Annotated in this window: 17 protein-coding genes, 1 tRNA gene and 1 riboswitch; of the genes, 8 read left to right on the forward strand and 10 right to left on the reverse strand. The window is 55.6% G+C overall.

Annotation, left to right across the window (positions count from 1 at the left end):
* Positions 1–100: 100 nt before the first annotated feature.
* On the reverse strand, positions 101–835 hold the full coding sequence (locus H9L05_RS10035; protein WP_187734033.1) for a GAF domain-containing protein: 735 nt from the start codon (positions 833–835) through the stop codon (positions 101–103).
* Between the two features lie 632 nt (positions 836–1,467).
* Between H9L05_RS10035 and H9L05_RS10040 the strand changes: the two genes are divergently transcribed.
* A complete protein-coding gene (locus tag H9L05_RS10040; protein ID WP_187734034.1) occupies positions 1,468–4,260 on the forward strand; it encodes a PAS domain-containing sensor histidine kinase in 2,793 nt (930 codons plus the stop codon).
* 153 nt (positions 4,261–4,413) lie between these two features.
* Here the strand turns inward: H9L05_RS10040 and H9L05_RS10045 are convergent.
* Positions 4,414–4,486, reverse strand: a tRNA-Gly gene (locus tag H9L05_RS10045).
* Between the two features lie 152 nt (positions 4,487–4,638).
* On the opposite strand from H9L05_RS10045, the gene H9L05_RS10050 reads away from it, so the two are divergent.
* From H9L05_RS10050 to H9L05_RS10060, 3 genes are all read left to right on the forward strand, one after another.
* Positions 4,639–4,887: a hypothetical protein gene (locus tag H9L05_RS10050; RefSeq protein ID WP_187309837.1), complete on the forward strand. Its 249-nt coding sequence runs from the start codon at positions 4,639–4,641 to the stop codon at positions 4,885–4,887.
* 59 nt (positions 4,888–4,946) lie between these two features.
* Complete coding sequence (locus H9L05_RS10055) at positions 4,947–5,483, forward strand: GNAT family N-acetyltransferase (RefSeq protein WP_187734035.1); 537 nt, start codon at positions 4,947–4,949, stop codon at positions 5,481–5,483.
* 86 nt (positions 5,484–5,569) lie between these two features.
* Entirely contained in the window at positions 5,570–7,027 is a 1,458-nt protein-coding gene (locus tag H9L05_RS10060; protein WP_187734036.1) for an alpha/beta hydrolase family protein, read from the forward strand.
* A gap of 36 nt (positions 7,028–7,063) precedes the next feature.
* Here the strand turns inward: H9L05_RS10060 and H9L05_RS10065 are convergent, their stop codons facing one another.
* From H9L05_RS10065 to H9L05_RS10075, 3 genes are all read right to left on the reverse strand, one after another.
* A complete protein-coding gene (locus H9L05_RS10065; RefSeq protein WP_187734037.1) occupies positions 7,064–9,412 on the reverse strand; it encodes a B12-binding domain-containing radical SAM protein in 2,349 nt (782 codons plus the stop codon).
* Between the two features lie 106 nt (positions 9,413–9,518).
* Positions 9,519–10,088 (reverse strand): helix-turn-helix domain-containing protein, encoded by a 570-nt coding sequence (locus H9L05_RS10070; RefSeq protein WP_187734038.1) that lies wholly within the window; start codon positions 10,086–10,088, stop codon positions 9,519–9,521.
* A 395-nt stretch (positions 10,089–10,483) separates the two neighbouring features.
* Positions 10,484–10,930: a thioredoxin family protein gene (locus H9L05_RS10075; RefSeq protein ID WP_187734039.1), complete on the reverse strand. Its 447-nt coding sequence runs from the start codon at positions 10,928–10,930 to the stop codon at positions 10,484–10,486.
* A 164-nt stretch (positions 10,931–11,094) separates the two neighbouring features.
* Here H9L05_RS10075 and H9L05_RS10080 point away from each other — a divergent pair, with 164 nt between their 5' ends.
* On the forward strand, positions 11,095–11,397 hold the full coding sequence (locus H9L05_RS10080; protein ID WP_187734040.1) for a hypothetical protein: 303 nt from the start codon (positions 11,095–11,097) through the stop codon (positions 11,395–11,397).
* Between the two features lie 74 nt (positions 11,398–11,471).
* Here the strand turns inward: H9L05_RS10080 and H9L05_RS10085 are convergent, their stop codons facing one another.
* Both H9L05_RS10085 and H9L05_RS10090 read right to left on the reverse strand, forming a co-directional pair.
* Positions 11,472–12,560, reverse strand: a complete 1,089-nt coding sequence (locus H9L05_RS10085) for a DUF5074 domain-containing protein (RefSeq protein WP_187734041.1) — start codon at positions 12,558–12,560, stop codon at positions 11,472–11,474.
* Positions 12,561–12,592: 32 nt separating this feature from the next.
* Positions 12,593–14,566 (reverse strand): TonB-dependent receptor plug domain-containing protein, encoded by a 1,974-nt coding sequence (locus H9L05_RS10090; protein WP_187734042.1) that lies wholly within the window; start codon positions 14,564–14,566, stop codon positions 12,593–12,595.
* A gap of 161 nt (positions 14,567–14,727) precedes the next feature.
* Positions 14,728–14,954, reverse strand: a riboswitch (cobalamin riboswitch).
* 113 nt (positions 14,955–15,067) lie between these two features.
* On the opposite strand from H9L05_RS10090, the gene H9L05_RS10095 reads away from it, so the two are divergent.
* Entirely contained in the window at positions 15,068–15,673 is a 606-nt protein-coding gene (locus H9L05_RS10095; protein WP_187734043.1) for a DNA-3-methyladenine glycosylase, read from the forward strand.
* 130 nt (positions 15,674–15,803) lie between these two features.
* Here the strand turns inward: H9L05_RS10095 and H9L05_RS10100 are convergent, their stop codons facing one another.
* Entirely contained in the window at positions 15,804–17,021 is a 1,218-nt protein-coding gene (locus tag H9L05_RS10100; RefSeq protein ID WP_187734044.1) for a class I SAM-dependent methyltransferase, read from the reverse strand.
* 37 nt (positions 17,022–17,058) lie between these two features.
* The gene (locus tag H9L05_RS10105) at positions 17,059–17,445 is read right to left on the reverse strand and encodes a hypothetical protein (protein WP_187734045.1); all 387 of its coding nucleotides are present in this window, start codon (positions 17,443–17,445) and stop codon (positions 17,059–17,061) included.
* 359 nt (positions 17,446–17,804) lie between these two features.
* Between H9L05_RS10105 and H9L05_RS10110 the strand changes: the two genes are divergently transcribed.
* The gene (locus H9L05_RS10110; RefSeq protein ID WP_187734046.1) at positions 17,805–18,554 is read left to right on the forward strand and encodes a DUF4397 domain-containing protein; all 750 of its coding nucleotides are present in this window, start codon (positions 17,805–17,807) and stop codon (positions 18,552–18,554) included.
* 124 nt (positions 18,555–18,678) lie between these two features.
* Positions 18,679–19,989, forward strand: coding sequence for an adenosylhomocysteinase (ahcY, locus tag H9L05_RS10115; RefSeq protein ID WP_187734047.1), 1,311 nt, complete (start codon positions 18,679–18,681; stop codon positions 19,987–19,989).
* Positions 19,990–20,053: 64 nt separating this feature from the next.
* On the opposite strand, the gene H9L05_RS10120 is transcribed toward ahcY, so the two are convergent.
* Positions 20,054–21,247, reverse strand: coding sequence for a hypothetical protein (locus H9L05_RS10120; RefSeq protein WP_187734048.1), 1,194 nt, complete (start codon positions 21,245–21,247; stop codon positions 20,054–20,056).
* Between the last annotated feature and the right edge of the window lie 106 nt (positions 21,248–21,353).

Here is a 21,353-nt window from a genome sequence, read left to right on the forward strand (position 1 = left end):
AGCCCCCAGACATATTCTGGGGGCTTTTTTTGATGGGTTTGTAGCTTGTGCTGCCCATAGAGAGGCTAGTCTTAGTCAAGCCGAACGATTATGAGCTGCGCTATGCGTCAGTGCCTTTTAGTGTCGCTAATGCGTCCGAAACCTGCATGTCCAATACCTGAATCACGTGCGCGGCTTCTTCTTCAATGGAACGCTGATAGTCGAGGGCGGCGGGTGTTGTAGGCGATTCTTCCCACTGCGCCAGCTCACCGAGGGTGCTCAGGCGTCCTAATGATTCGTCTAAGTGATGATAAAGCTGCAGCCACGTAGCGCTTGAATTTTCTGGCTGCTGCTTCAAGGCCAGCCGCAAATCCAGCATTTTCATTACCACCGCTGCCAAGGCTTGCAGACGCGTTTGCTCAGCGAAAGAAAGTGCCCGCGGCTGACGGTCAATCACGCATAGAGCACCAATTGCCTGACCATCAGCGGTGAACAATGGGTGGCCGGCATAAAAACGCAGCTGCAATGCCTCCGCTACTCCCGGATCGGTCAGGTGGCAGGGCTCGAGCAGCAAGTCTTCATACATGGTGGTTTCACCCTGCAGAATAGCTACCGAACACACACTCTCATTGCGAGCAACCCGCTCAGCGCCGTCCAGACCGAAATTAGCCTTAAACCACACGCTACCTTCTTCCACCAAGGAAACCAATGCAATAGGAGTATTGAACAGCTTGGCTGTGAGGCGCACCACTTCATCAAACACGGCATCCGGCGTTGTGCCCAAAATTAGGTAGGGAGCCAGCGCCATCAGTCGCTGCTGATCATTGTTTGGAATAAGTGAATCAGGTTTTGACATAGAACACAAATATACCCCTGACAAGCCGGGTCTGCCGACAAAAGTTTCCCCTATGGAATTAGTTTAAGCTATACTTCACCACCGAGCGCTGGCTTAAAGGGGCTGCCGTTGCAGATCAGCAGTCATTATGCCCGGTCATGTTCCTGACATGTACAGGCGTCCTGTTTCGTTGCTCCACCATCAGGTGGCCGTCTGGGGTTGCTTACCTGCAAGCCGTCGGTACGGGAAAGCCGCCTTTGCTTATAACCCAGTGGAAAGTAAACCTAAAAATGCCCCCAGCGCGCTGGGGGCATTTTTAGGTTTGAGCGAGAAATGTGAAGTGAGCGGACAGCCAGGAGGAGTGCCATGCCGCAGGCTTCGTATTGGGGCTGGCAGGAGGGTGCAACGGAGGAGCCTTAGACTATAGGCCTGAGGAATTACGACGCGGTCCGGTAGTCGGGAATTTCTACCGCATGGTGCGCCAGGAAGAAAGGCCATTCAGTGACCGGAATCCCGGTTGCCATCGCGCCCGTTGAAGCTCGACGATGGTGCTGCCCCGCGGACATTTTACAGTCTCGTTGGGCACGGTGACTACCGAAACTCTCGTAGCTTTAAGCTCTCTTCCTACCCGTCCGCTTTCCCGCGCAGAAGTTATGCCCACGACCCCAACCTCTGCTAACTCTCTTCCCCCCGCGGCTTTCAATTCCCTGGCTCCCCCAGACGATCTGCTCCGCGACCTGCTGGCTGTCTCGCTCACGGGTGTCATATTCTATACTCCCCTCTTCAATGCGGCGGGGGAAATTACTGATTTCACCTTCACCTACCTCAATCCGGCGGCCCAGCGCATGATGCGGATGCCCGAACGGCCCACCGTGACCCACAAGCAGCAGTGGCCCCAGAGTGAAGCCCATGGCACGTTTGCTTTTCACGTTGATGCCTTCGTCACCGGCGAGCCGCGCGAATACAACATCAACTACCAGGCTGACGGCTACGACAACTACTACCGCCTCGCGGCGCGGCGCTCCGGGCAAGGCCTATTGGTGAGCTTCACGGACACGGCCGATCAGCCCCGCACGCCCGTCGAAATTGCCCTACGGGAAAGCCAGGCCCGCGAGCAAGAGGCCCGCGTCCAAGCCGAACATCAGCGCAACGAGTTTCGGGACTTTATGGCCCAGGCACCCATGGCGGTGGCGGTCTACCGCGGGCCGCAGCACCGCGTGGAGATGGCCAATGCCACAACGCTGGCCATCTGGGACCGCCCGCTCGCCGACGTGCTGCACCGACCCGTGTTCGAGATCTTGCCCGAAGCGGCAGACCCCAACGTGGTGGCCATCTTTGACCGGGTGTTCAGCACCGGCACGCCCTATACTGCCCACGAGTTGCCCACGCCCATCAACCGCCACGGGCAAGTGGAGGTGGTGTACTGGAATTTCGTGTTTGAGCCCGAACGCGAGCCCGATGGTCGTATCATCGGCATTCTGTCCATCGGAACCGACGTGACCGAGCAAGTACGAGCCCGCTTGCAGGCCGAGCAGCTCAACCGGGAGCTGGAAGCTCGCGTGCAGGAACGCACCCAGCAGGTACGCGAGCAAGGCCAGCGCCTAGAACGCCTATTTATGCAGGCTCCAGCGGCCATCTGCATCCTAGGCGGAGCGGAGCTGGTCTTCGAACTGGTTAACCCCATCTATCAGCAATTCTTCCCAGAGCGCGAACTGCTGGGCAAGCCCTTGCGGGAAGCCTTGCCGGAACTGGTCGATCATGCCACGTACATCACCATGCAGCAGGTGTTCGAAACAGGCGAAACCAGCTGGCAGCAGGCTCTGCATACCCCCTTAGCGCGCATCAAAGACGGGGTGCTGGAGGATCGCTACTTTAACTACGTTCTGCAGCCCCGCTACGACGAGCAGGGTCATATTGACGGCGTACTGGTTTTTGGCTTCGACGTGACGGAGCAGGTACAGGCCCGCCGGAGCATCGAGGAAAGCCGCGAGGAGCTCAAACGGTTTAAGTTTATGGCCGACCAGGCCCGGGACCCGTTCATCCTTATTCGTGCAGACGCCACCTTTGCCTATCTCAACCGACGGGCTCTGGAAGCGTGGGGTTACACGGCCGAGGAAATGAGGGACCTGCGCGTGCCCGACATCGACCCGATTTACCAGGAGGAAGCCTTCAACCAGCTATTTGCCCGGGCGCAGCAACAGGAACATATCCCGCTATTTGAAACCCAGCACCGGCGCAAAGACGGCCACATCTATCCCGTGGAAATCAGCGCGGTCAGCTTACAGCTGGAAAACCAACCCCATCTGTTGATGGTTGCCCGCGATGTCACGGAGCAAAAGCACATCCTGTCGGCGTTGCAGGAAAGCGAGGCCCGCTTCCGCATCATGGCCGACGCCGCCCCAAATATGGTCTGGGCCGTGCACCCGGATTCATCCATTCGCTACGTCAACCGCGCCTTTCTCGACTTTGTCGGCTTGGAAAATGAGCAGCAGTACATCCGTACAGGTTGGGGGCCATACCTGCACCCCGACGAACTGGAGTTGACCCAGCACACGTTGTCGGAAGCCATCGGGCAGGGGCAGGCATACATCCTGGAGCATCGCATGCGGCACCACGACGGACAGTACCGCTGGCTGCTGGCCCAGGGCGCCCCGAGTTTCCTGGCAAATGGGGAACTCTACGGCTACGTGGGCTCAGCCATCGACATCACCGACCTCAAGCAGGCCAACGAGCAGCTGCGGCGCACGAACGTGGACTTAGATAACTTCATTTATGCGGCCTCCCATGATCTAAAAGCGCCCATTTCCAACATCGAGGGCTTGCTACAGCTGCTGCGCGCCGACCTGCCGCCCGACGTGGCTCAGGGGGCATATGTCGAACCGACGCTGGCGCTGATGGGCGAGTCGGTGGAACGCTTCAAGCGTACTATCGAGCACCTGACCGAGGTCAGCAAGCTGCAAAAAGAACACGCACCCGCCACGACGGCGGTTGACTTAGCGGTGATCGTGGAGGATGTGCGCCAAGACTTGGCTCCCCTTATCCAAGCAAGTGGGGCCCGCTTACGGGTGGAAGTAACCGATTTTCCGCCGGTGCTCTTCCCCGAGAAGAATCTACGTTCGGTCGTTTACAACCTCCTGAGCAACGCCATCAAATACAGATCTCCGGATCGTACGCCCCACATCGACGTACGGGCCCACGTCCGTACGGGCTTCACGGTGCTGGAGGTGCACGACAACGGTTTGGGCATTGCGGCCACCCACCTACCCAAGCTCTTTACGATGTTCCAGCGCTTCCACGACCACGTGGAGGGCTCGGGCATCGGGCTGTACATGGTCAAAAAGATGGTGGAGAATGCCGACGGCCGCGTCGAGGTGCACAGCCAGGCCGGCGCGGGCACAACCTTTTTCATTCATCTGCCCCATGCTGCCATGCCCGTCGGCACGTGACCCATTCTCAGCCTCCCTAACCGACGCTTTCAACCAGTTATTCACCGTGATAGAAACCAGGTGTTCACTGTCAGGAGAAAAGAGTGAGTGTGCTTCCCTAATCACCAAATAAAAAAGCCCCCCAGCAGCGCTACTGGGGCTTTTTTGTGAATGAGCGAGAAACGAGGTTCGAACTCGCGACCCTCAGCTTGGGAAGCTGATGCTCTACCAACTGAGCTACTCTCGCGGGGGATTGGTAGAACAAAAATACGTTGCATAAATCAATTTGCAACTACCGCGCGTATCGGGTAGGGAAGGTGATGCGTTAGGGCAGTGCCTGTGTTCCTGAATTGCTCTTAGGGGGCTTTTTTTGGTCGTTTATCTTTGAATGCATCCGCTATGGCTGATTTGCCGGCTAACCGTTCGCGTAGCTATTTGTATTTGATAGCAGGAGTCACGCTGTTTGTGCTTCAGCTTATCCGTCTGCCGGGCCATTATGCTGCTTGGCAGAGTGGAACCGTGGATGCATTTCGCCTCACGATGAGCGTGATAGCCTTGGTAGTGGCGGTGCTCATGATCCGTTTTGGCTGGCGAATGCGGCGTGATGGCAAGGCTTCCGACGAGCCTGGCGACCATTCCATTTCCTGATTTAGTAGCTGCTGCCTGCTTACGGTGTAGCTTTGCACCGTCTTTACTCCTGGCTTACTATGTCTTCTCCGCTCCGCATTACAGTGGCCAAACGTACCGCTCCGGTGGCTGCTCAACTAGCTGAATTAGGGCGCCAAACCTTCCAGGCTACTTTCGCCGCCGACAATCGGCCGGAGGACATGGCCGCTTACATAGCCGAAAACTTTACTGCGGAAAAGCAACTGATGGAGCTGCAAAATCCGCAGACCACGTTTCTGCTGGCCCATATGCAGCAGGAGCTGGTGGGGTACACCAAGTTAGCGCTCAACTCCGTTTTGGGTCTTGAAGAAGGAAAGCCAGCAACAGGTCGTCTGGAAATTGAGCGTTTGTATGTGCGCGAAGATTGGCTTGGCACCGGACTAGGGGCTACGCTCATGCGTCGGGCGATAGAAGAAGCGCGAACGCACAACTGCCGCACCATCGTACTGGGTGTGTGGGAGCATAACCGCCGGGCAGTGGAGTTCTACAAGCGGTTTGGTTTCAAGGAGATAGGCCGCCACGCTTTCCAGTTGGGGGATGACGTGCAAAACGATTTGATTCTGCGCAAAGGGTTATAAAAGCCCCCCAGACTGCTTGGCTGTGCCCGTGATCTAAGTGGTCATTTACCATACTTGCTCAGCAGTTCAATAAGCCAGTAGACAAAGTGCAAGTGCGTCTTCCGCGCCAACTGCGTTACTTTGTCGTATTGCTCACCAACCCTTCTGCTGTGCGAAAAGACCGGCGCGCCACCTCTTTGTATTCTGTTTCATCGGCTAAGCTGAGCCATTGGTGGCTGCCATTTCTGCTGGTTTCTCTACTCAGTGGCTGCTCTACCGATGGGCGTGAAGCGGCGAGTCTGCCGCCACCTACCGGGCATTTTGAGGGCCCAATTACCTACCAAGGCACCGAGCTGCGCGCTATGCTTGATTTGCGGGAAGTAAAGCCGGGCCAGCTGCAAGGCGAGGTGCGCCTGGCTGATCGTCAGAACTTAAGCTTACCTGCCCAGCAGATAACTTATCAGCATCCGCGCCTCACGGTACGCTGGGCCACGGGCGCAACCTCTGATTTTACAATCAATCTGACGCGGGAAGGCGATTTTCTGAAAGGGAAATTTACGGCTGACAGCACGGCGGCTGAAATCCTGATGGTGCGCCGCGGAGATGCCGAGCCGTTGCCTTATCTCGAACAGCCGTTGCGCGTGCGCAGTGGCGGAAGGATGTTGCCGGCTATTGTTCTGCTGCCCGATGATACGCTACAGGTGCATCCGGCCGTGGTGCTCCTGCAAAATGCCCCCCAGCGCATGCCGCTGGCTATGCACATTCTTACTGATCTGTTGGCGCGGCGCGGCGTGGTCGTTATGCTGGTAGCTGGCCGCCCGGCTGCGGCTGCCACGGGTGTTAGTCCTGATTCATTGGCCGCAGATGTGTTGGCGGCTGCCCGGGCACTGAAGCGCGTTGCGGGCGTCGATACCACGCAGATTGGCTTGGTCGGCAGCGGCAGTGGCGCTACGGCGCTAGCCATGGCAACCAGCCGAGATGATAAGGAGAACAGCTTAATAAAATACGTGGTGGCGCTTGGCGCGCCCGGAACTTCCAACGCGGCCAAAGAGGCCGAAGAGATTGACCGTAAGCTTCGGCAGCAGGATGCCAGCGTGGCCGACCGCCGACTAGTCGCGCTGGCCCGCACCCAGCTGGAGCAGTATGTACGCCGCGAAGGACGAGGTGATACGACGAAGCTGCACCGCAATCTGCGCAAAATTGCCCCCCAGCCGTGGGCTGCCACTACCGGCCTGCCCACTTGGGTACCGGGCAAAGATGAATTGACACAGCCTAAGTGGCAGGAGTTGGTTTTCGACCCGAGAGCAGTTTGGGAGCAGGTGCGCGTACCGGTGTTGCTCCTGTATGGCGGGGCCGATACGACCCTCAACGTGCAAGCCAGTGCCAACCGACTACGAGGAAATGCGGGTCGCCGTCGGGGCTCGGTGGTGCGGGTATACGCTGGCGCCGATCAGCAGCTGTTGCTACCAGCCGGAACTCAGAATGGTAAATGGCAATGGCCGCGCCCGGTGCCCGGCTACGTGGACGACCTCACCGCTTGGCTGCGCGAGCGGCTGGAGCGCTAATAAAGGCGTGGGGGGCAATTTTAGACTTATACGCCCTTAAAACAGCAGCAAACCTTTTTCCCGGAGCTTCAGCCAAGTGCCTGAACTCAGGAAACGCTCGAAGGAAAGGCCCGACTCGGCTACTGGGAAACTGCTGGCCGCCTCTTTTAGCAGCACTTTTGTGTCGTAGTCGGTGGTGAGCTGGGTAAGCAGGGTTTGCAGCCATTGGCCAATGGCGGGCGTCGTCTTTATTTCGAAGTCCTCGGCTTGCTCGTAAAAAGTTAATACGGCCTGGGGGGCTTTTTTACCTGATTCCAGCCGAAGTTCCGGAGCGTTACCGAGCCAGAACAAGCGCAGATTCTGCTTGGCAAAATCTGGTTTGGGTGCTTCCTGCACGGCCTGCTGAATCAGGTGGCGCGGTAGCGTAGGGCGCGGTACTTTGAAGTCGAACCAGAAGGAGAGCGGTTCCGCCAGATTCACCCCGTGCAGATAATTGTAGAGCGCTTTCGCCAAGCCGGGCCCAAACTGCTCGTGGTCGGCGCCGGTGGGGTCGTCGTGCCAAAGGTCATTCCAGGCAAAGTCGCCGGGCTCCGGACCAATGGGCACCACTTTGTACTTCGCCGGATTCTTCCCCACGGGGCTATGCGCCGTCATGGAAAAGCGGTGCCAGTAGCCCGATTGAATGACACCCGCCGCAAATAGCTGGCGCACTACTTCCAGCGAATCAATTGTTTCCTGAGCGGTTTGGGTCGGGAAACCATACATCAGATAGGCGTGCACCATGATGCCCGCCTGCGTAAATCCATCGGTCACTCGGGCTACCTGGGCAATGGTTACGCCTTTTTCCATCAGCGCCAGCAGCCTATCAGACGCTACTTCCAGGCCACCCGATACGGCAATGCAGCCCGAGGCCGCCAGCAAGCGGCACAGGTCCGGAGTGAAGGTTTTCTCGAATCGAATATTGCCCCACCAGGTAATGTTGGTCCGACGCTTCAGCAACTCCACCGCCAGATCGCGCAGGGCTAAGGGCGGTGCGGCTTCATCCACGAAGTGAAAACCAGTTTGGCCGGTTTGCCGCACAATCTGCTCTATGCGGTCGGCGAGTAGAGCGGCGGGGGCGGTTTCGTACCGGGAAATGTAGTCGAGCGTGACGTCGCAGAAAGAGCAGCGCTTCCAGTAGCAGCCATGTGCAACAGTGAGCTTATTCCAGCGGCCATCGCTCCACAGCCGATGCATGGGGTTCAGCACCTCTATCACCGACAGGTACTCACTCAGCGGCAAGTCGCTGTAGTCAGGCGTTCCTACTTCGTGGTGCGGGATATTCGGAGCTTCGGTGTTATTACAGTATTCTACCTCACCTGCTTCATTGCGCAGGAAGGTGCGTTGAAAAGAATTTTTGTTTGAAGGACGGACATGCTGAGCAACGCAAAGTATCTCGCGTGCTGATGTGAGAGTAGTAGTTCCACTTAACACGCGAGATGCTTCGCTCTGCTCAGCATGACGGTCAATATGCTCTTGCTCGATATACTCCAGCAGCCGTAGCCACGGACCTTCGCCATCGTCGAGCGTGAGATAGTCGATGTAATCGAAGAAACGCGGCTCCTTTATCTGACGTAGCTCGGTGTTGGGGTAGCCGCCGCCCATAAGCGTTTTGGCGTTCGGCCGTAGCTCTTTTAGGCGCCCAGCCAAGCGTAGCGCTCCATATAGATTGCCCGGAAACGGCACCGTGAAACCAACTACATCGGGCTCCGTGCGGGCTACAAGGTCATCAAACGATTCCAGCAGCAGCTGATCCAACAGGTTGGGCGGAGCTTGCAGCGCCTCATACAGCGGCTCGAAGCTGGTGGCCGACATAGCCAGTTTTTCGGCGTAGCGCGAAAAGCCAAACTGCGGCCCTACCGTCTCTTTTATTAAGTCAGCGAGGTCTTCCATATAAAGCGTGGCCAAGTGGCGCGCCTGATCGGTGAGGCCCATGGTGCCAAAGGCCGTATCAAGGTCGGCTACGTTGTCGAAGCGAGAGGCTTCGGGCAGAAACCGACCGTGACAGATGCGCGGGGCCAGCGTGTTGTCCTTGTTCTGCAAAAACCGAATAACCGGCTCAATGGTAGCCAGATAGCTGTGTTGCAGCCGCACCATCCGGCGGGCATTATCCGAAAGCTCAAAGCTGCCAGCTTCGATAGCCGAAAATACACGCCGTAGCCCGGCCTGCGAAAAAAGCTTCAGTACCAGCTCCAGGCCTAAATCGGCCTGCGTGCTGGCGTAACCGCGTGCGCTCAGAAAGCCTTTCAGGTAAGCAGTAGCCGGATATGGCGTGTTGAGCTGGGTAAGCGGCGGGGTTACGAGAAGAATACGAAGGCTGGTCACGACGGCAGAACAACGGAAAAGGGCATAAAGATACCGAACCATGACAGCGCGCGAATCCGTTCCGTCATGTTATCCTTGTTTTGCGCGAATTACTGGGCTTCGGACCGCTGAACGCGGACGCTGGGGGGCAAAAAAGCCCCCAGCCTTCCTATAATTCGTCCAGTGACATACGCTTCGGCATCAGGTCGCGGCGGAATTCGCTGACAGAGCGGCCCGTTACCTGCCGAAACTGATTGCTCAGATGCTGACCGCTGCTGTAGCGCATGTGGTCAGCTATTTCGCTGAGCGTCAGCTCGCCGTAACTCAACATCTCCTTGACGCGCTCAATTTTGAGGCGAATCAGGTACTTCTCAATGGTGAGGTTGGCGGTGCGCGAAAAAACTTTGCTTAAGTGCGAATACGTAGCCGAAAACCGGTCGGTGAGGAAAGCCGACGTGGTGAGCGGCATGCGCGCGGTGCGCAGGTGCTCCAGATATTCAGCTAAGGACGTTTTTATTTGCTCGGTAAGCTGCTCGGCACGACCCGTCAGCACGTCGAAGCCAGCTTCGCGCAGCAGAGGCGCTACCGCAGCAGGGTCGACGGGGGTGGTGTGCTTCAGCTGGGCATGGCCCAATTTGACTTCAGTAGGTTGATACCCAGCCTGTTCGAGGACGTGGTGCACGGCTTCAATGCAACGTGGGCAAACCATGTTTTTAATGTAGAGCAGCGTAGTTTTCACGGGCGAGGTTTTGGTTTTTGGTCTGAACGCGGGGCCGAACGAGCCGGCTTCCGCGAAGGTGAGTTAGGAACTGCAACAGAACGCGCACGCTGATCGGATTTAGGCTGATTTACTGCCCAACCCGGACCGAACCAGTTAGCTGCTGCCCAATTAATGAAGGGGACAACACCTAAAAAGGTAACGGCTAAGAGCCAGAAAAATAAAAAAAACGCGCCAAACACACGGACCAACAATTCATTTTGTACACCGAATACGTAGACAACCAGCAAAACGGCGAGTAATAGACTTATCCCGGCTATTATGCCCGTACGGCGCAATAAGGGGCGATAAGTGACTAGTACAGAGCGACTGGCGGGCATTGCAAAAGTGTAAGCAGAACGACAAAGATATTGTTTCTAGAACTTTTGAGCTTTCCACGCGGCTACCCAGCCCGGTAGCTCGTGTTGTAAGGGTTGTTCCTGGTCGTTATCAGACCAGGTATCTGTTTGCTTGACAAGCTGCGTGACAGGCAAGCCAAATCTGGCTTGCAAACGGTAAAATAAAGTCTCGGCAGATGCGGGGCATGAGCCCCAGGTACCTAATTCGGTAAATGTAGCATCCGGACAAATATGCCCGGGGATGCTGTTTTTGCCATCGGACTGATAGGCAGCCCTCAAGATAGGATATTCCGAACGAAAAAGGACAGACTGGTCAGTGCGCCCCTCAGATTCCTCAACTGAATAAGCAAATACTGGCAACTGCTCGGGCCCGGATGTGCGGTGCTCGCTGGCCAGTTGCCTTGCTGAGGCCCTGAGCGCAGAAGAGCGACGCGCAGCAGTGAGTGGGGCCGAGGAAATGAGCATAAGCGAAGGGTTGAGGTTCGGTTTGCGAATTCTAATGTACATACATCCATTTAATTTTTCTAGTTCGACTTGGTATCGTAGGCGTCGAAAACCAACTACCACCCCAAACTACCGTATCATAGCCTAACCCCTTTTATTGCCTTGTATATCCTTGCACCCAACTCATGAAAACTTCCTTTTTGTCTCGAATTTTGCTCCTGGGGGGCATTTTTGCTGTTTCGCTCACCGGTTGCAGCACCGGCACTGACCCAGGCGAAACCAACGTAGAAAGCGGCTCCGCGAAGGAGCAGGTAAACGAAAATAAGTCGGATGCCAACGACCCGGACGATAAGCTTTACACGACTTCCGATGCTGCCACCAACGGCGCCACGGCCGACACCTCAACCGTAAAAACCGGCAAGCAGGTGTATGACGAAGCTGATGACCGCCGCGACGAAAACGTAGACGGCAAGGCCGGCCCTCAGTAACTGACAAAGCACAGAAAAGCCCCCCAGACCATCGTCTGGGGGCTTTTCTGTGTCTGAGAGCTGGATTTTACTATTTAATAAAACACAAAGCTGTTCGGACCGATGTTTACGCCAAATGAATCGATGGCCGCGCCCGTGGGTTGGTAGCGGATAACCTTACCGGTAGTCGTGAAAGGAGCAATAGACCCGTAAATCGTGTTGTCCTGCGGATCAATGCCTAAGCCGTAGAAGTTACGTCGCACAAGAGGCGTAGCCGGTAGCATTGTGGCGCTTGCGCTAAGCTGATATACGGCGCTCTTATAACTATAATATAGCTGGTCCTTGGCCCCATTAATAACCAGATTGCTGGGGCCGCCACTGGCGAACGGAAGTACAGTTTGATTGGTGGGGCTGCCTGGGGCAAAGCGAACCAAGCTGCCGTTAGTTGAAGAAAGCACCGCAAACGTGACTGGATCGTAGCGAGTGATGCCACCACAGCCTACCCAGATATTGCCGTTCTTATCCTGCGCCAAACTGCTGGGTCCATCTTGCACCTGAACGGTGGCTTCTACCGCATCGGAAGTAGGATTGATAATGCTGATGGTGTTTTCATCCGAGTTTGCGACGTACAATCGGCCATTAGCTAGCAGCAGCTGCTCGGGCTGTCGGCCCACTGCAATAGACTTGGTTACGGTATTCGTGCGCAGATCTATAACTGCCACTCGGCCTGGCTTGCCCCGTTCAATCCACTCAGACAGGTAAGCTTTTGACGAGCTTACGGCCGCTAAATAGCGCGGCTGCTGCAACCGGTCGATGGTGGCTACCTGTTTAAAGTCGGCCATCGATACTACTTCTACCTTGCCGGTGGCATTCACCACAATGTAGCCCTGGTCGCCAACTACTGTCATCGACTGCACCACATCGCCCAGAATACGGCCATTTACCTTGGTAAACAAGTTGTTATCGACAACAGCCCTCGACGTTTTGCTGAATAAGCTGATAGCGCCATTGGGCGTATTAAACTGGCCCTCGTTTACGACATACACGTTGGAGCCAGTGCCGGCAGGCGCGGGCGGGCCAGTTAGCGGACCATCACTTTCCGGGTCGCAGCCAAATAGAGTAAGTGCGCCGATACCCGTGAGCAGGGTGCGCGTTAGAAAAGAAGAAAAATGTAGTTGGAACATATAATAAGGAGTAAAAAAGAAAGGAAGCTTGATTAGCGCCACGTGAGGCGTAGGCTGAGCGCGGCATTGCGGGGTGGCATGGCCCGGTAGGCGTACACTTGGTAGTCGCGGTTGGTGAGGTTGAAGCCTTGGGCCAGCACCGTCAGCGCCCAGGTAGGCGCAATAGCCACCGTCCGGCCCAGGCTGGCGTTTAGCAGGGTGTAAGACGGCAGAAAATCGACGGCAGAAGCGTCGGTGTAGCGGTAGCCGGTGAAGGTGAGCCCCGTGGTAAGCTGCCACTTGTGCCAGCTGTGGTCGGTGGTGAAGGCAAACGAATGCAGCGGCACATAAGGAAGCTGCCGCCCCGCTGGGTCAGGATCTTCCGCCCGGCCCTGCACCTTTTCCGACTGCGTGAAGCCGTACGCTGCCCGAGCCGTGAGCAAATAAGCCCCCCAGTGCCCGGTGAACTGCGAGCTGGCTTCTACGCCACGAGCGCGCACCTGGCGCAGGTTGCGCGGCGTGTAATCCCCTTGAGTGTTGGGCAGCCATTGTACCCAGTCGTCTACTAACTGGTGATAGGCTGTTAGCTCCGTTTGCAGATTCCAGGGGGCATTTTTGGTGAACTGATGCCGCAAGCCAGCTTCGTAGCCAAGGCCGTTTTCGGGGCGAAGGTTGGGGTCGCCGGTACGCCAGAAACGCTCGTTTAAAGTAGGCGCGCGGTAGCTGCGCGAGGCACTCACCTTTAGCGAAAGCTGCTGAGCCGGCGTTTGCCAAAACTGCCACTCGGCCCCAACCGTGGGAGCGAGCGGTGGCCGCCTACCTGAGATGAACGCCTGCCGTAGGTTGGCCGTGAGCTGCAAGCGAGGCACAGGATCGAAGCGAAGCAGCCCAAAGCCTGAAAACCGGTTTTCGGACACTGCCCGTCCGTAGCCATCTACTTCGGCCGCGAAGTGTTGGGCCTCGCCGCCTAAGCGCAGACTGGCTTTGGGATTGAAAGTGAACGTGTGCTCGGCTTGTGCCTGCGTGGTTCGGACCCGCGAATTACTCGTCAGGTCGTCGTTTTGGTAATCAATAACATCTTCAAACCACGCCACCCGCACCGCCGACTCATGGTGCCCGGAAGCTACGTGGCGGTAGCCAGCCAGCAGGCGGCGGCTTTGGTCGCGCTCCTGAGCGTGGTTGTTGCCCGAGCCAATGGCAGGCTGAAGCTGGCGGTCGGCATCGGTAAGCCAGATGGCCGCTGTAAGCTCGGCACGCTCACCTATGCGTAGGGTTGCGTCCTGGCTCAGGCTCCACTGGCGCACTGCGGCATTCTGCTGCCGCCGCTGCACCAAGCCCGTTATTTCGGGTGAGTTATAGGGAAAATCGTTGCGGGCTTCGCGGTAGGATGCCGCCGTACGCACGGCCACTTTCTGGTTGCTGAAGCGACCTTCCAAGCTGCCTGCGCCCAAGCCATACTGGCCCGCATCGAGTTGGGCGCTTATCTGGGTGCCTGATCCCCATCGGATAGGCGAGGAAAGCAGTACGGTACCGCCCACGGCGCCGGTGCCATAGGTGGCACCGGCCGGACCGTGCTGCACATCTATGCGTGTATTGGCCCCGGCAGGCAAAAGGGCAAAATCAGCTTCTCCAAGGGACGGTAGGTTGATGTTGAAGCCATTCCACAGCACCGCCGTGTGCCGGGCCGACGTACCCCGAATGGTAATGGAAGAAAGCTGCCCAGGCCCGTAGTTCTTGATATACAACGGCGTGCGCGCCGCCAATACATCCGTAAGCGTGCCCGTGCGGTATTGGCTTAAGGCCAGCGAATCGAGGGTGGTAAGGCGGCTGCCTACCGCAAACCGGCCGGGGCGCGCGGCTTGCACCCGCACATCAGGCAGCAGCTGGACGGCAGAAAGCTGGCTGGAATCGGGAGGGGAAGCTACATTGGCGTTTGACTGAGCCTGGCAGGGAAATGCACTCAAAAAGCCCCCCAGCAATCCAACGGCCGTTAGCAGCCAGCGCCGCCAAAATCTTTGTGTACTCATGATCCGAACTAAATTTTCGGTTTAGGAAAATTCAGTTCAAAACCCCGCAAAAGCCCTCCTGAAGCAGGAAAACTACCGCGAAGCCGAGGCCGAAAACAGGTGAAACCGGCCGCACAAAGCAGCCACTGCATTCGTTCTCCGCCTTTCCTCCGAAAGCGCTGAACATTAAACTTGTACAGGCAGGTCTCCTGGCTTGCTTCGAGTGGTGCCGCCTTCCCATTTCTCAAACTTCTGATGGATCAGAAGCTTTCAACGAAACAGTGGCCGGGGATTGGCCCACCCTCCAATGAAGCGTACAGTTGCGGGGACAGCTCCCGATTTGAACGGGATTCCCTTTTCAGCCGCGCCCCACAATCGGGGTCTGGCCACCTATAACGGGCGCAAAGATAGCGGCATTCGCTTCACTACAACACCTGACCGGCCAACTGAGCAGCGGGCAAAGCAAATACAAACTCGTCTGTAGCCGTATAGAAGTCGTAAAATGACCTTTTAGCATAGATAATGGCTACCAAATTGCCCCCCAGCTTCTACCGTCGCCCCGATCCTGTGCAGATTGCCCGCGAGCTGCTCGGTAAGCACGTGTTTTCGAACCTGAATGGTGAGCTAACGGGTGGCCGCATCGTAGAAGCCGAAGCGTATTCCCACGTCGGCGACCACTCACTTACAATGCATATTAAGCGGCGCGGAGCCCACGCTCAAGCTTTACGGGAGCCGGGTGGCCGCGCTTATCTCTACCAAGTGTATCAGCGCCATACCCTGTTCAACATCAGCACCAACGAAGCCCATAAACCCGATACCGTGCTCATTCGGGCCATTGAGCCATTACAAGGGGTAGAAATAATGCTGCAGCGACGCGGCCAGACAACCGTCTCGCCTAAGCTGACGGCTGGTCCGGGCTTGCTTACGCAGGCCTTAAACATTACGCCCGCCCTCACCGGCACCGACTTGCAGGGCGATGTGCTTTGGCTGGAAGATCATGGCGAAATAATCTCCGACGACCAAGTAAGGCGCAGCCCACGCGTAGGCCTGGCTTATGCCGGCTACGAAGCAGCCAACCTGCCCTGGCGCTTTCGCATTATTGGCAGCCCTTGGGTAAGCAAAGCCTGACTACGGCTAAGTCGTCCGGCTTTGAATAAGTAGGTTTCTTCTGGTTTACTGATATAAAAAAGCTCCCCAGAATTATTCTGGGGGCTTTTTTATATCAGTAAATAACTTTGGAGCAGATCATAAAAGTTGATCATTCTGCCCAGTCAGAAAAGTCTGCGGTTTGGCTTTTCTCGCACACCAGCACCATCAGGCGGCCACGCAGGTCGGTGGTAGCAAACAAGTAAGTGTCGCCGCCCTCCCGAATCCCGGTGCGCAGACGAAACTCGGCTACGGAGTCAGGGAAATTGCGCGTCGTAACATGGGCGCGGGCCTCAGGACCAAGGTGGGGGAGGAGGGCGTCGCGGTCGTAGCGCTCAGTGGCCCGGATGCGAAAAATACGGCCTGGAAAGTCAGGGCGAAGCGTGTCGGCGGTATATAAGTGGCTGTGCTGGTGAAGCTTCAACAGCTCAAAGGCAGTACCTATACTTTTGAAGCCGCCCGCTTTGAGAACCGCCACGTTAGGCTCGTACAAATACTGTTGGGGCTCAGCGTAGCGCGGTATGGCGCGTGCCTCGCGGGCCCTGTTTAGCCGAAACTCCTGCTGCTGCCCATTCCGTAACAAGTTGACCGTAAAGCGCTCCGGATCTACGGCAGCCTCTGGTCCGAGCTCATATAACACTTCTTTACACTCATTGTCAACGGCTACCACCCACAGGCGACGAACCTGGCGCAACTCACTAAGAGCCTGCTCAATATCGAGCATAGGCGACGTTTTGAGCAGCACCCGCCGGCTTTTATGCAGTAGCAAAGGCAGCAGGCGAAGTACATCCGGCTCGCAATCATGGAGGCGGAATATCTTGCGGGCAGCCGTGTCGCGCCGGGCCGGATCGAGGTAAATCCAGTCAAACGTATCGGGCGTGTTCTTCAGGAAATTTACAGCGTCGCTGGCATGGCACTGCACATTGTGAACCCCCAATTGTGCCAGATTATACTCTACAACGGCTACTAATTTGGGGTCGCGCTCTACGTAATGAACCTCCGGTATGCGGTTGGCAAAATACGTAGTATCAACGCCAAAGCCACCAGTCAGGTCGGCTAGGCGCTGTCCGCTCACCAAGCTTGCTTTAAAAGCCGCCGCGCGGGCCGAAGAAGCCTGCTCGACAGACACTGCGCTGGGAAAAATCAGATCGGGGTTATCGGCCCAGGCCGGAATTTTGGTGCGGGCCTTCTGGCGCGCCTGAATCTGGCGTACCAGATCGGGTACCGGCAGGCCCGGAAAGCGTCGGGCCTGGAGGGCAAGTTGGGCGGGGTCGTGGTGTAGGTGGTCGGCAACGTACTGCCGGGCCGCGTCGGGCAGCGGAAAGTCCATAGCTATGCTTACGCAAAAACGGGCTCTTCAGCGCAACCTAATGCAAATTCCAGCGCAAAGCGAGCTGAGGTTGGCCTGTTGGAGCAGCCGTAAGGCCTACAGCAGTGGGAGCTACACGCTGGAAAAGGCTACCGCGAGCCGCAGGCCAGCTGGCGTTGTGGGCTTCTACTGCCCGTTGGAAATGGGTATTTGTGTTACGGCTGATGAATACGTTAGCCAGCAAGCTAGCCGCCGCTACACCTATAGCAACTTTTTGCGGGTTGCTGAAGTAGCGCTGCTCACCTTCGTCCGCCAGCACCTGCTGGCCATAGAAACCTAAGGCACCCACAAAGGTCAGGCGCTCCGCCAAAAACAGCCATTTCTGCCGACGGTAGCTGTTTAAGTGCTCCAACGCCTGAGTATTGCCGGCCAAATAAGGACGCAAACGCTGTCCGAAAAAACCGGCATTCTGATACTCATTAGTGCCCTGGGGGCAAAATAGAAGTTCTTTTGGGAGCCATTCAGACCCCGGCCTTGGTCCTCAGGACTGAGGCGCAAAATGGTGGGGGTTTGCTGAGCCTGGGCAACACTAAAAGTTAGTAAGAAGCAGAGCAATAAGGCAATAGGGTGGAAGTGGCGCAGATTCATAAGAGCAGTATGAGGCAATAGATAGGTAAAGGTAAGGGACTACAGGGCGGCGGAATTAGTTCAGTAAGAACAGAAACTTTCAGCTAACAACTCAACAAAAGGGCCAAGACCTACGTTCTGAGGCCAGTTTACTTAGGTTCCACATTTAATTTGCTTATGATAACTCTCGCAACTGCTTTTCGCCGTTACCTCCTGCTGGCTACACTGCCTGCCGCCGCGCTAGCCTTCTCCGGCTGCGGCGACGATGATGATGATAATGCCGGCAACGGCCGGTTAATGGCCATTCATGCCGCTGCGGCTGCCAGTGTGCCAGTAAAAATTGTTGCTGACAACGCCGAGATTGGCCAGCTTGAATATGGCCGAAACAGCACCTACGCCAACGTGAGCGCTGGTGCCCGGACGCTGAAAATCAACGATGTCAGTTCTAATCAAACCTTAGTGAGCCAAGCGGGTACTATCGAGCGGGATAAAAACTATTCGCTCTTTGCTTATTCACCTGCTGCTACCATCGGATCGGCCGCGCTGTTACTGGTCTCCGATGATTTGACTGCTCCGGCTGCTAATAAGGCGAAAATCCGGTTGGTGCATCTGGGGTTAAGTGCCCCCAATCTCGTTGATTTATCGCTGGCTGGTCCTATTAGCCGCACTGGTGTTGTACTTAATGTTGCTTTCGGTACGGCTTCTCCCTTCATAGAAATAGAGCCGGGCTCTTATAACTTTGGCGTTTCTTCGGGAACGGGAGCTACGGCTACAACGGAAGTTTCTGTGGGTGATGGATCAGGCTCGGGTACAGGTACCAAAACGTACACGGCAGGTAAGATTTATACCGTGGTAGTTCGTGGTATTAAGAGTGCCAGCGTAGCCTCAGCTCAGCAGCTCAGAGCAACAGTAATTGAGAATAACTAGCTCAGCAGCAGTTAGCAATTAGCTATAAAAGAACCTGTTCCTGGTTGGGGCAGGTTCTTTGTTTTTTACCTCCGACTAACAATTTGATTACCTTTGTAGTTGAATAGCAAAAAAACACTATATCATGGTTGATACGACCTACGTTCCTTACAAAGTAAAAGACATGTCGCTGGCCGAATGGGGCCGCAAGGAGATCCGTTTGGCAGAGGCTGAAATGCCGGGCCTGATGGCTTTGCGCGAAGAGTTTGGCGCTTCGCAGCCGCTGAAAGGTGCCCGCATAGCTGGCTGCCTGCACATGACTATCCAGACTGCCGTACTCATCGAGACGCTTATCGCGCTTGGTGCCGACGTTACTTGGTCATCGTGCAATATCTTCTCGACTCAGGACCACGCCGCCGCTGCTATTGCTGCTGCCGGTATCCCGGTATATGCCTGGAAGGGCATGAATGAGGAGGAATTCAACTGGTGCATCGAGCAGACGCTGTATTTCGGTGAAGATCGTCAGCCCCTGAACATGATTCTGGACGACGGCGGTGACCTGACCAACATGGTGCTCAACAACTTCCCTGAGCTGGCTGCTGGCATCAAAGGTATTTCCGAAGAAACTACTACTGGCGTACTGCGCCTCCTGGATCGGGTTAAGAACGGCAGCTTGCCAATGCCTGCTTTCAACATCAATGACTCCGTAACCAAGTCGAAATTCGACAACAAGTACGGCTGCAAAGAGTCAGCAGTGGACGCTATCCGTCGGGCTACTGACGTGATGATGGCCGGCAAAATTGCGGTGGTAGCTGGCTACGGCGACGTAGGGAAAGGTACTGCTGCTTCGTTGCGCGGTGCTGGTGCCCGGGTTATCGTTACTGAAATTGACCCGATCTGCGCCCTGCAAGCTGCCATGGACGGCTACGCGGTGAAGAAAATGTCGAACGCTATCAAAGAGGCCGACATCGTAGTAACTGCTACCGGCAACTGCGACATCATCACGGAAGAGCATTTCCGCGCGCTGAAGGATAAGGCTATCGTCTGCAACATCGGTCACTTCGATGATGAAATCGATATGGCTTGGCTCAACGGCAAATACGGCCACACCAAAGACACCGTGAAGCCGCAGGTTGATCTGTATAACATCGACGGCAAAGAGGTTATCATTCTGGCTGAAGGTCGCTTGGTAAACCTAGGCTGCGCTACGGGTCACCCTTCGTTTGTGATGTCGAACTCGTTCACCAACCAGACCTTGGCGCAGTTGGAGTTGTGGCAGCACTCTGATCAGTACGAGAACAAAGTGTATACGCTGCCTAAACACCTCGACGAGAAAGTTGCTTACCTGCACCTGGCCAAAATCGGTGTGGAGCTGGATGAGCTGAAGCCTAAGCAGGCCCAGTACATCGGCGTAGATGTAGAAGGCCCGTTCAAGTCGGATCTGTACCGCTACTAGAATTCGGTATTATTATAAAAAAGCCCCTTAGACATCGTCTGGGGGCTTTTTTATTGTTGCGCCTTTATTCATCAACCGTAAACCACGGCACCTTTAGCTGGCCCGGCATAGCATATATACTAACGGTGTCGCCCACCTCTGTTTGCTTATAATAATCCTTAGTAACGGTCACGTCTTCGTTAGTTGTGCGCGGTCCCCAGGGAGCAACTTCCAAGTAATATGTAGTGGTTTTGCCGCTGCTCACATGTTTGCTGAGAACCTGCGCCTCATACTTAGTAGCCTGACCGTCATCGAAAGCACAATTGTAAGCGAGTGTACCGGCAAACCCATAGCTGACAGATATAAACAGAATCGCAAACAGTAAGCTTATACGCGACTCATTCTGGGCGAGAAAAGTGCGGCTCCCCACAAGCAATATAAGCGCAACAATAAGCGCTACTCCGCCCGCCTGAGGCCATAGAGGGCCATACTCCAGAATTTCAAAATCAAGTAGTACACGTGCCAATAATATCAGCACTGGCCCCGTGATTGCCGTGGTTAGCCCAGGATACACACTATTCTCCTTGCCATCAACTCTTATGGCGCCTTGGTGAATCCATGAGGCTACTATAGCTAATAAGGGTACTACCAAGCCGGCAGCCATAGCCCACTGATAGGGTTGGGGGCGAAATAGCAGCCAAACGGCTACTATGCCACCAGCAATATTGAGCCATTTGGCCGTGCGTTGCGCCTTCTCCAGCGTTTCTTGCCGCTCGGCTGGTGTCCGGCCCAAATCGTGGTCTTCCAAAGCTTGGGCGGCCTCTTGCTCCTGCTCTACTATATCCAGATCGGGATAATGGTCTGCGAACCATTCCTGCAACCCCGCATAATTCTCGCTGGTATAGCCTATCTGAATCTTTGGATCAGATGTACTTTTTGGAAAGACGCGTATGTAGTGCTGATCAATCCGATAGCCTTTGATATTAGCTAGTGGCAATTCTTTACGTCGGAATACGCCCGCATAAATGAGCTTGTCAGCGGTGATAATATGTCTGGCTTTGATGGTTTCTAGTAGACCGTAAATGAATAAGCCAGCCATTGCTATCATGAGAGCAGAAAACCCAATGCTGAAGCCTATTTGCTTTTCATTCCATCCTATCCAGAAGGGCAGAGATAGAAATAAAATGATGAGTGGCGGAGCCAAGATGTACATAAATAGGCGCCAACCTTTGGCGGTGCCGTATTCTTGCTGCGTCTGCGACTGTTGGGTAATGAGCATGATCTGATAAAGCTGTGGAATAGGGAAGGGAGTAAATGAAGTGGTAATTATAGGTTGCGAAACTGAGGCCAATAATATACTTGGGCTACTAAATCAGAATAAGAAG

Source organism: Hymenobacter qilianensis (assembly GCF_014489555.1).
Lineage (GTDB): Bacteria > Bacteroidota > Bacteroidia > Cytophagales > Hymenobacteraceae > Hymenobacter > Hymenobacter qilianensis.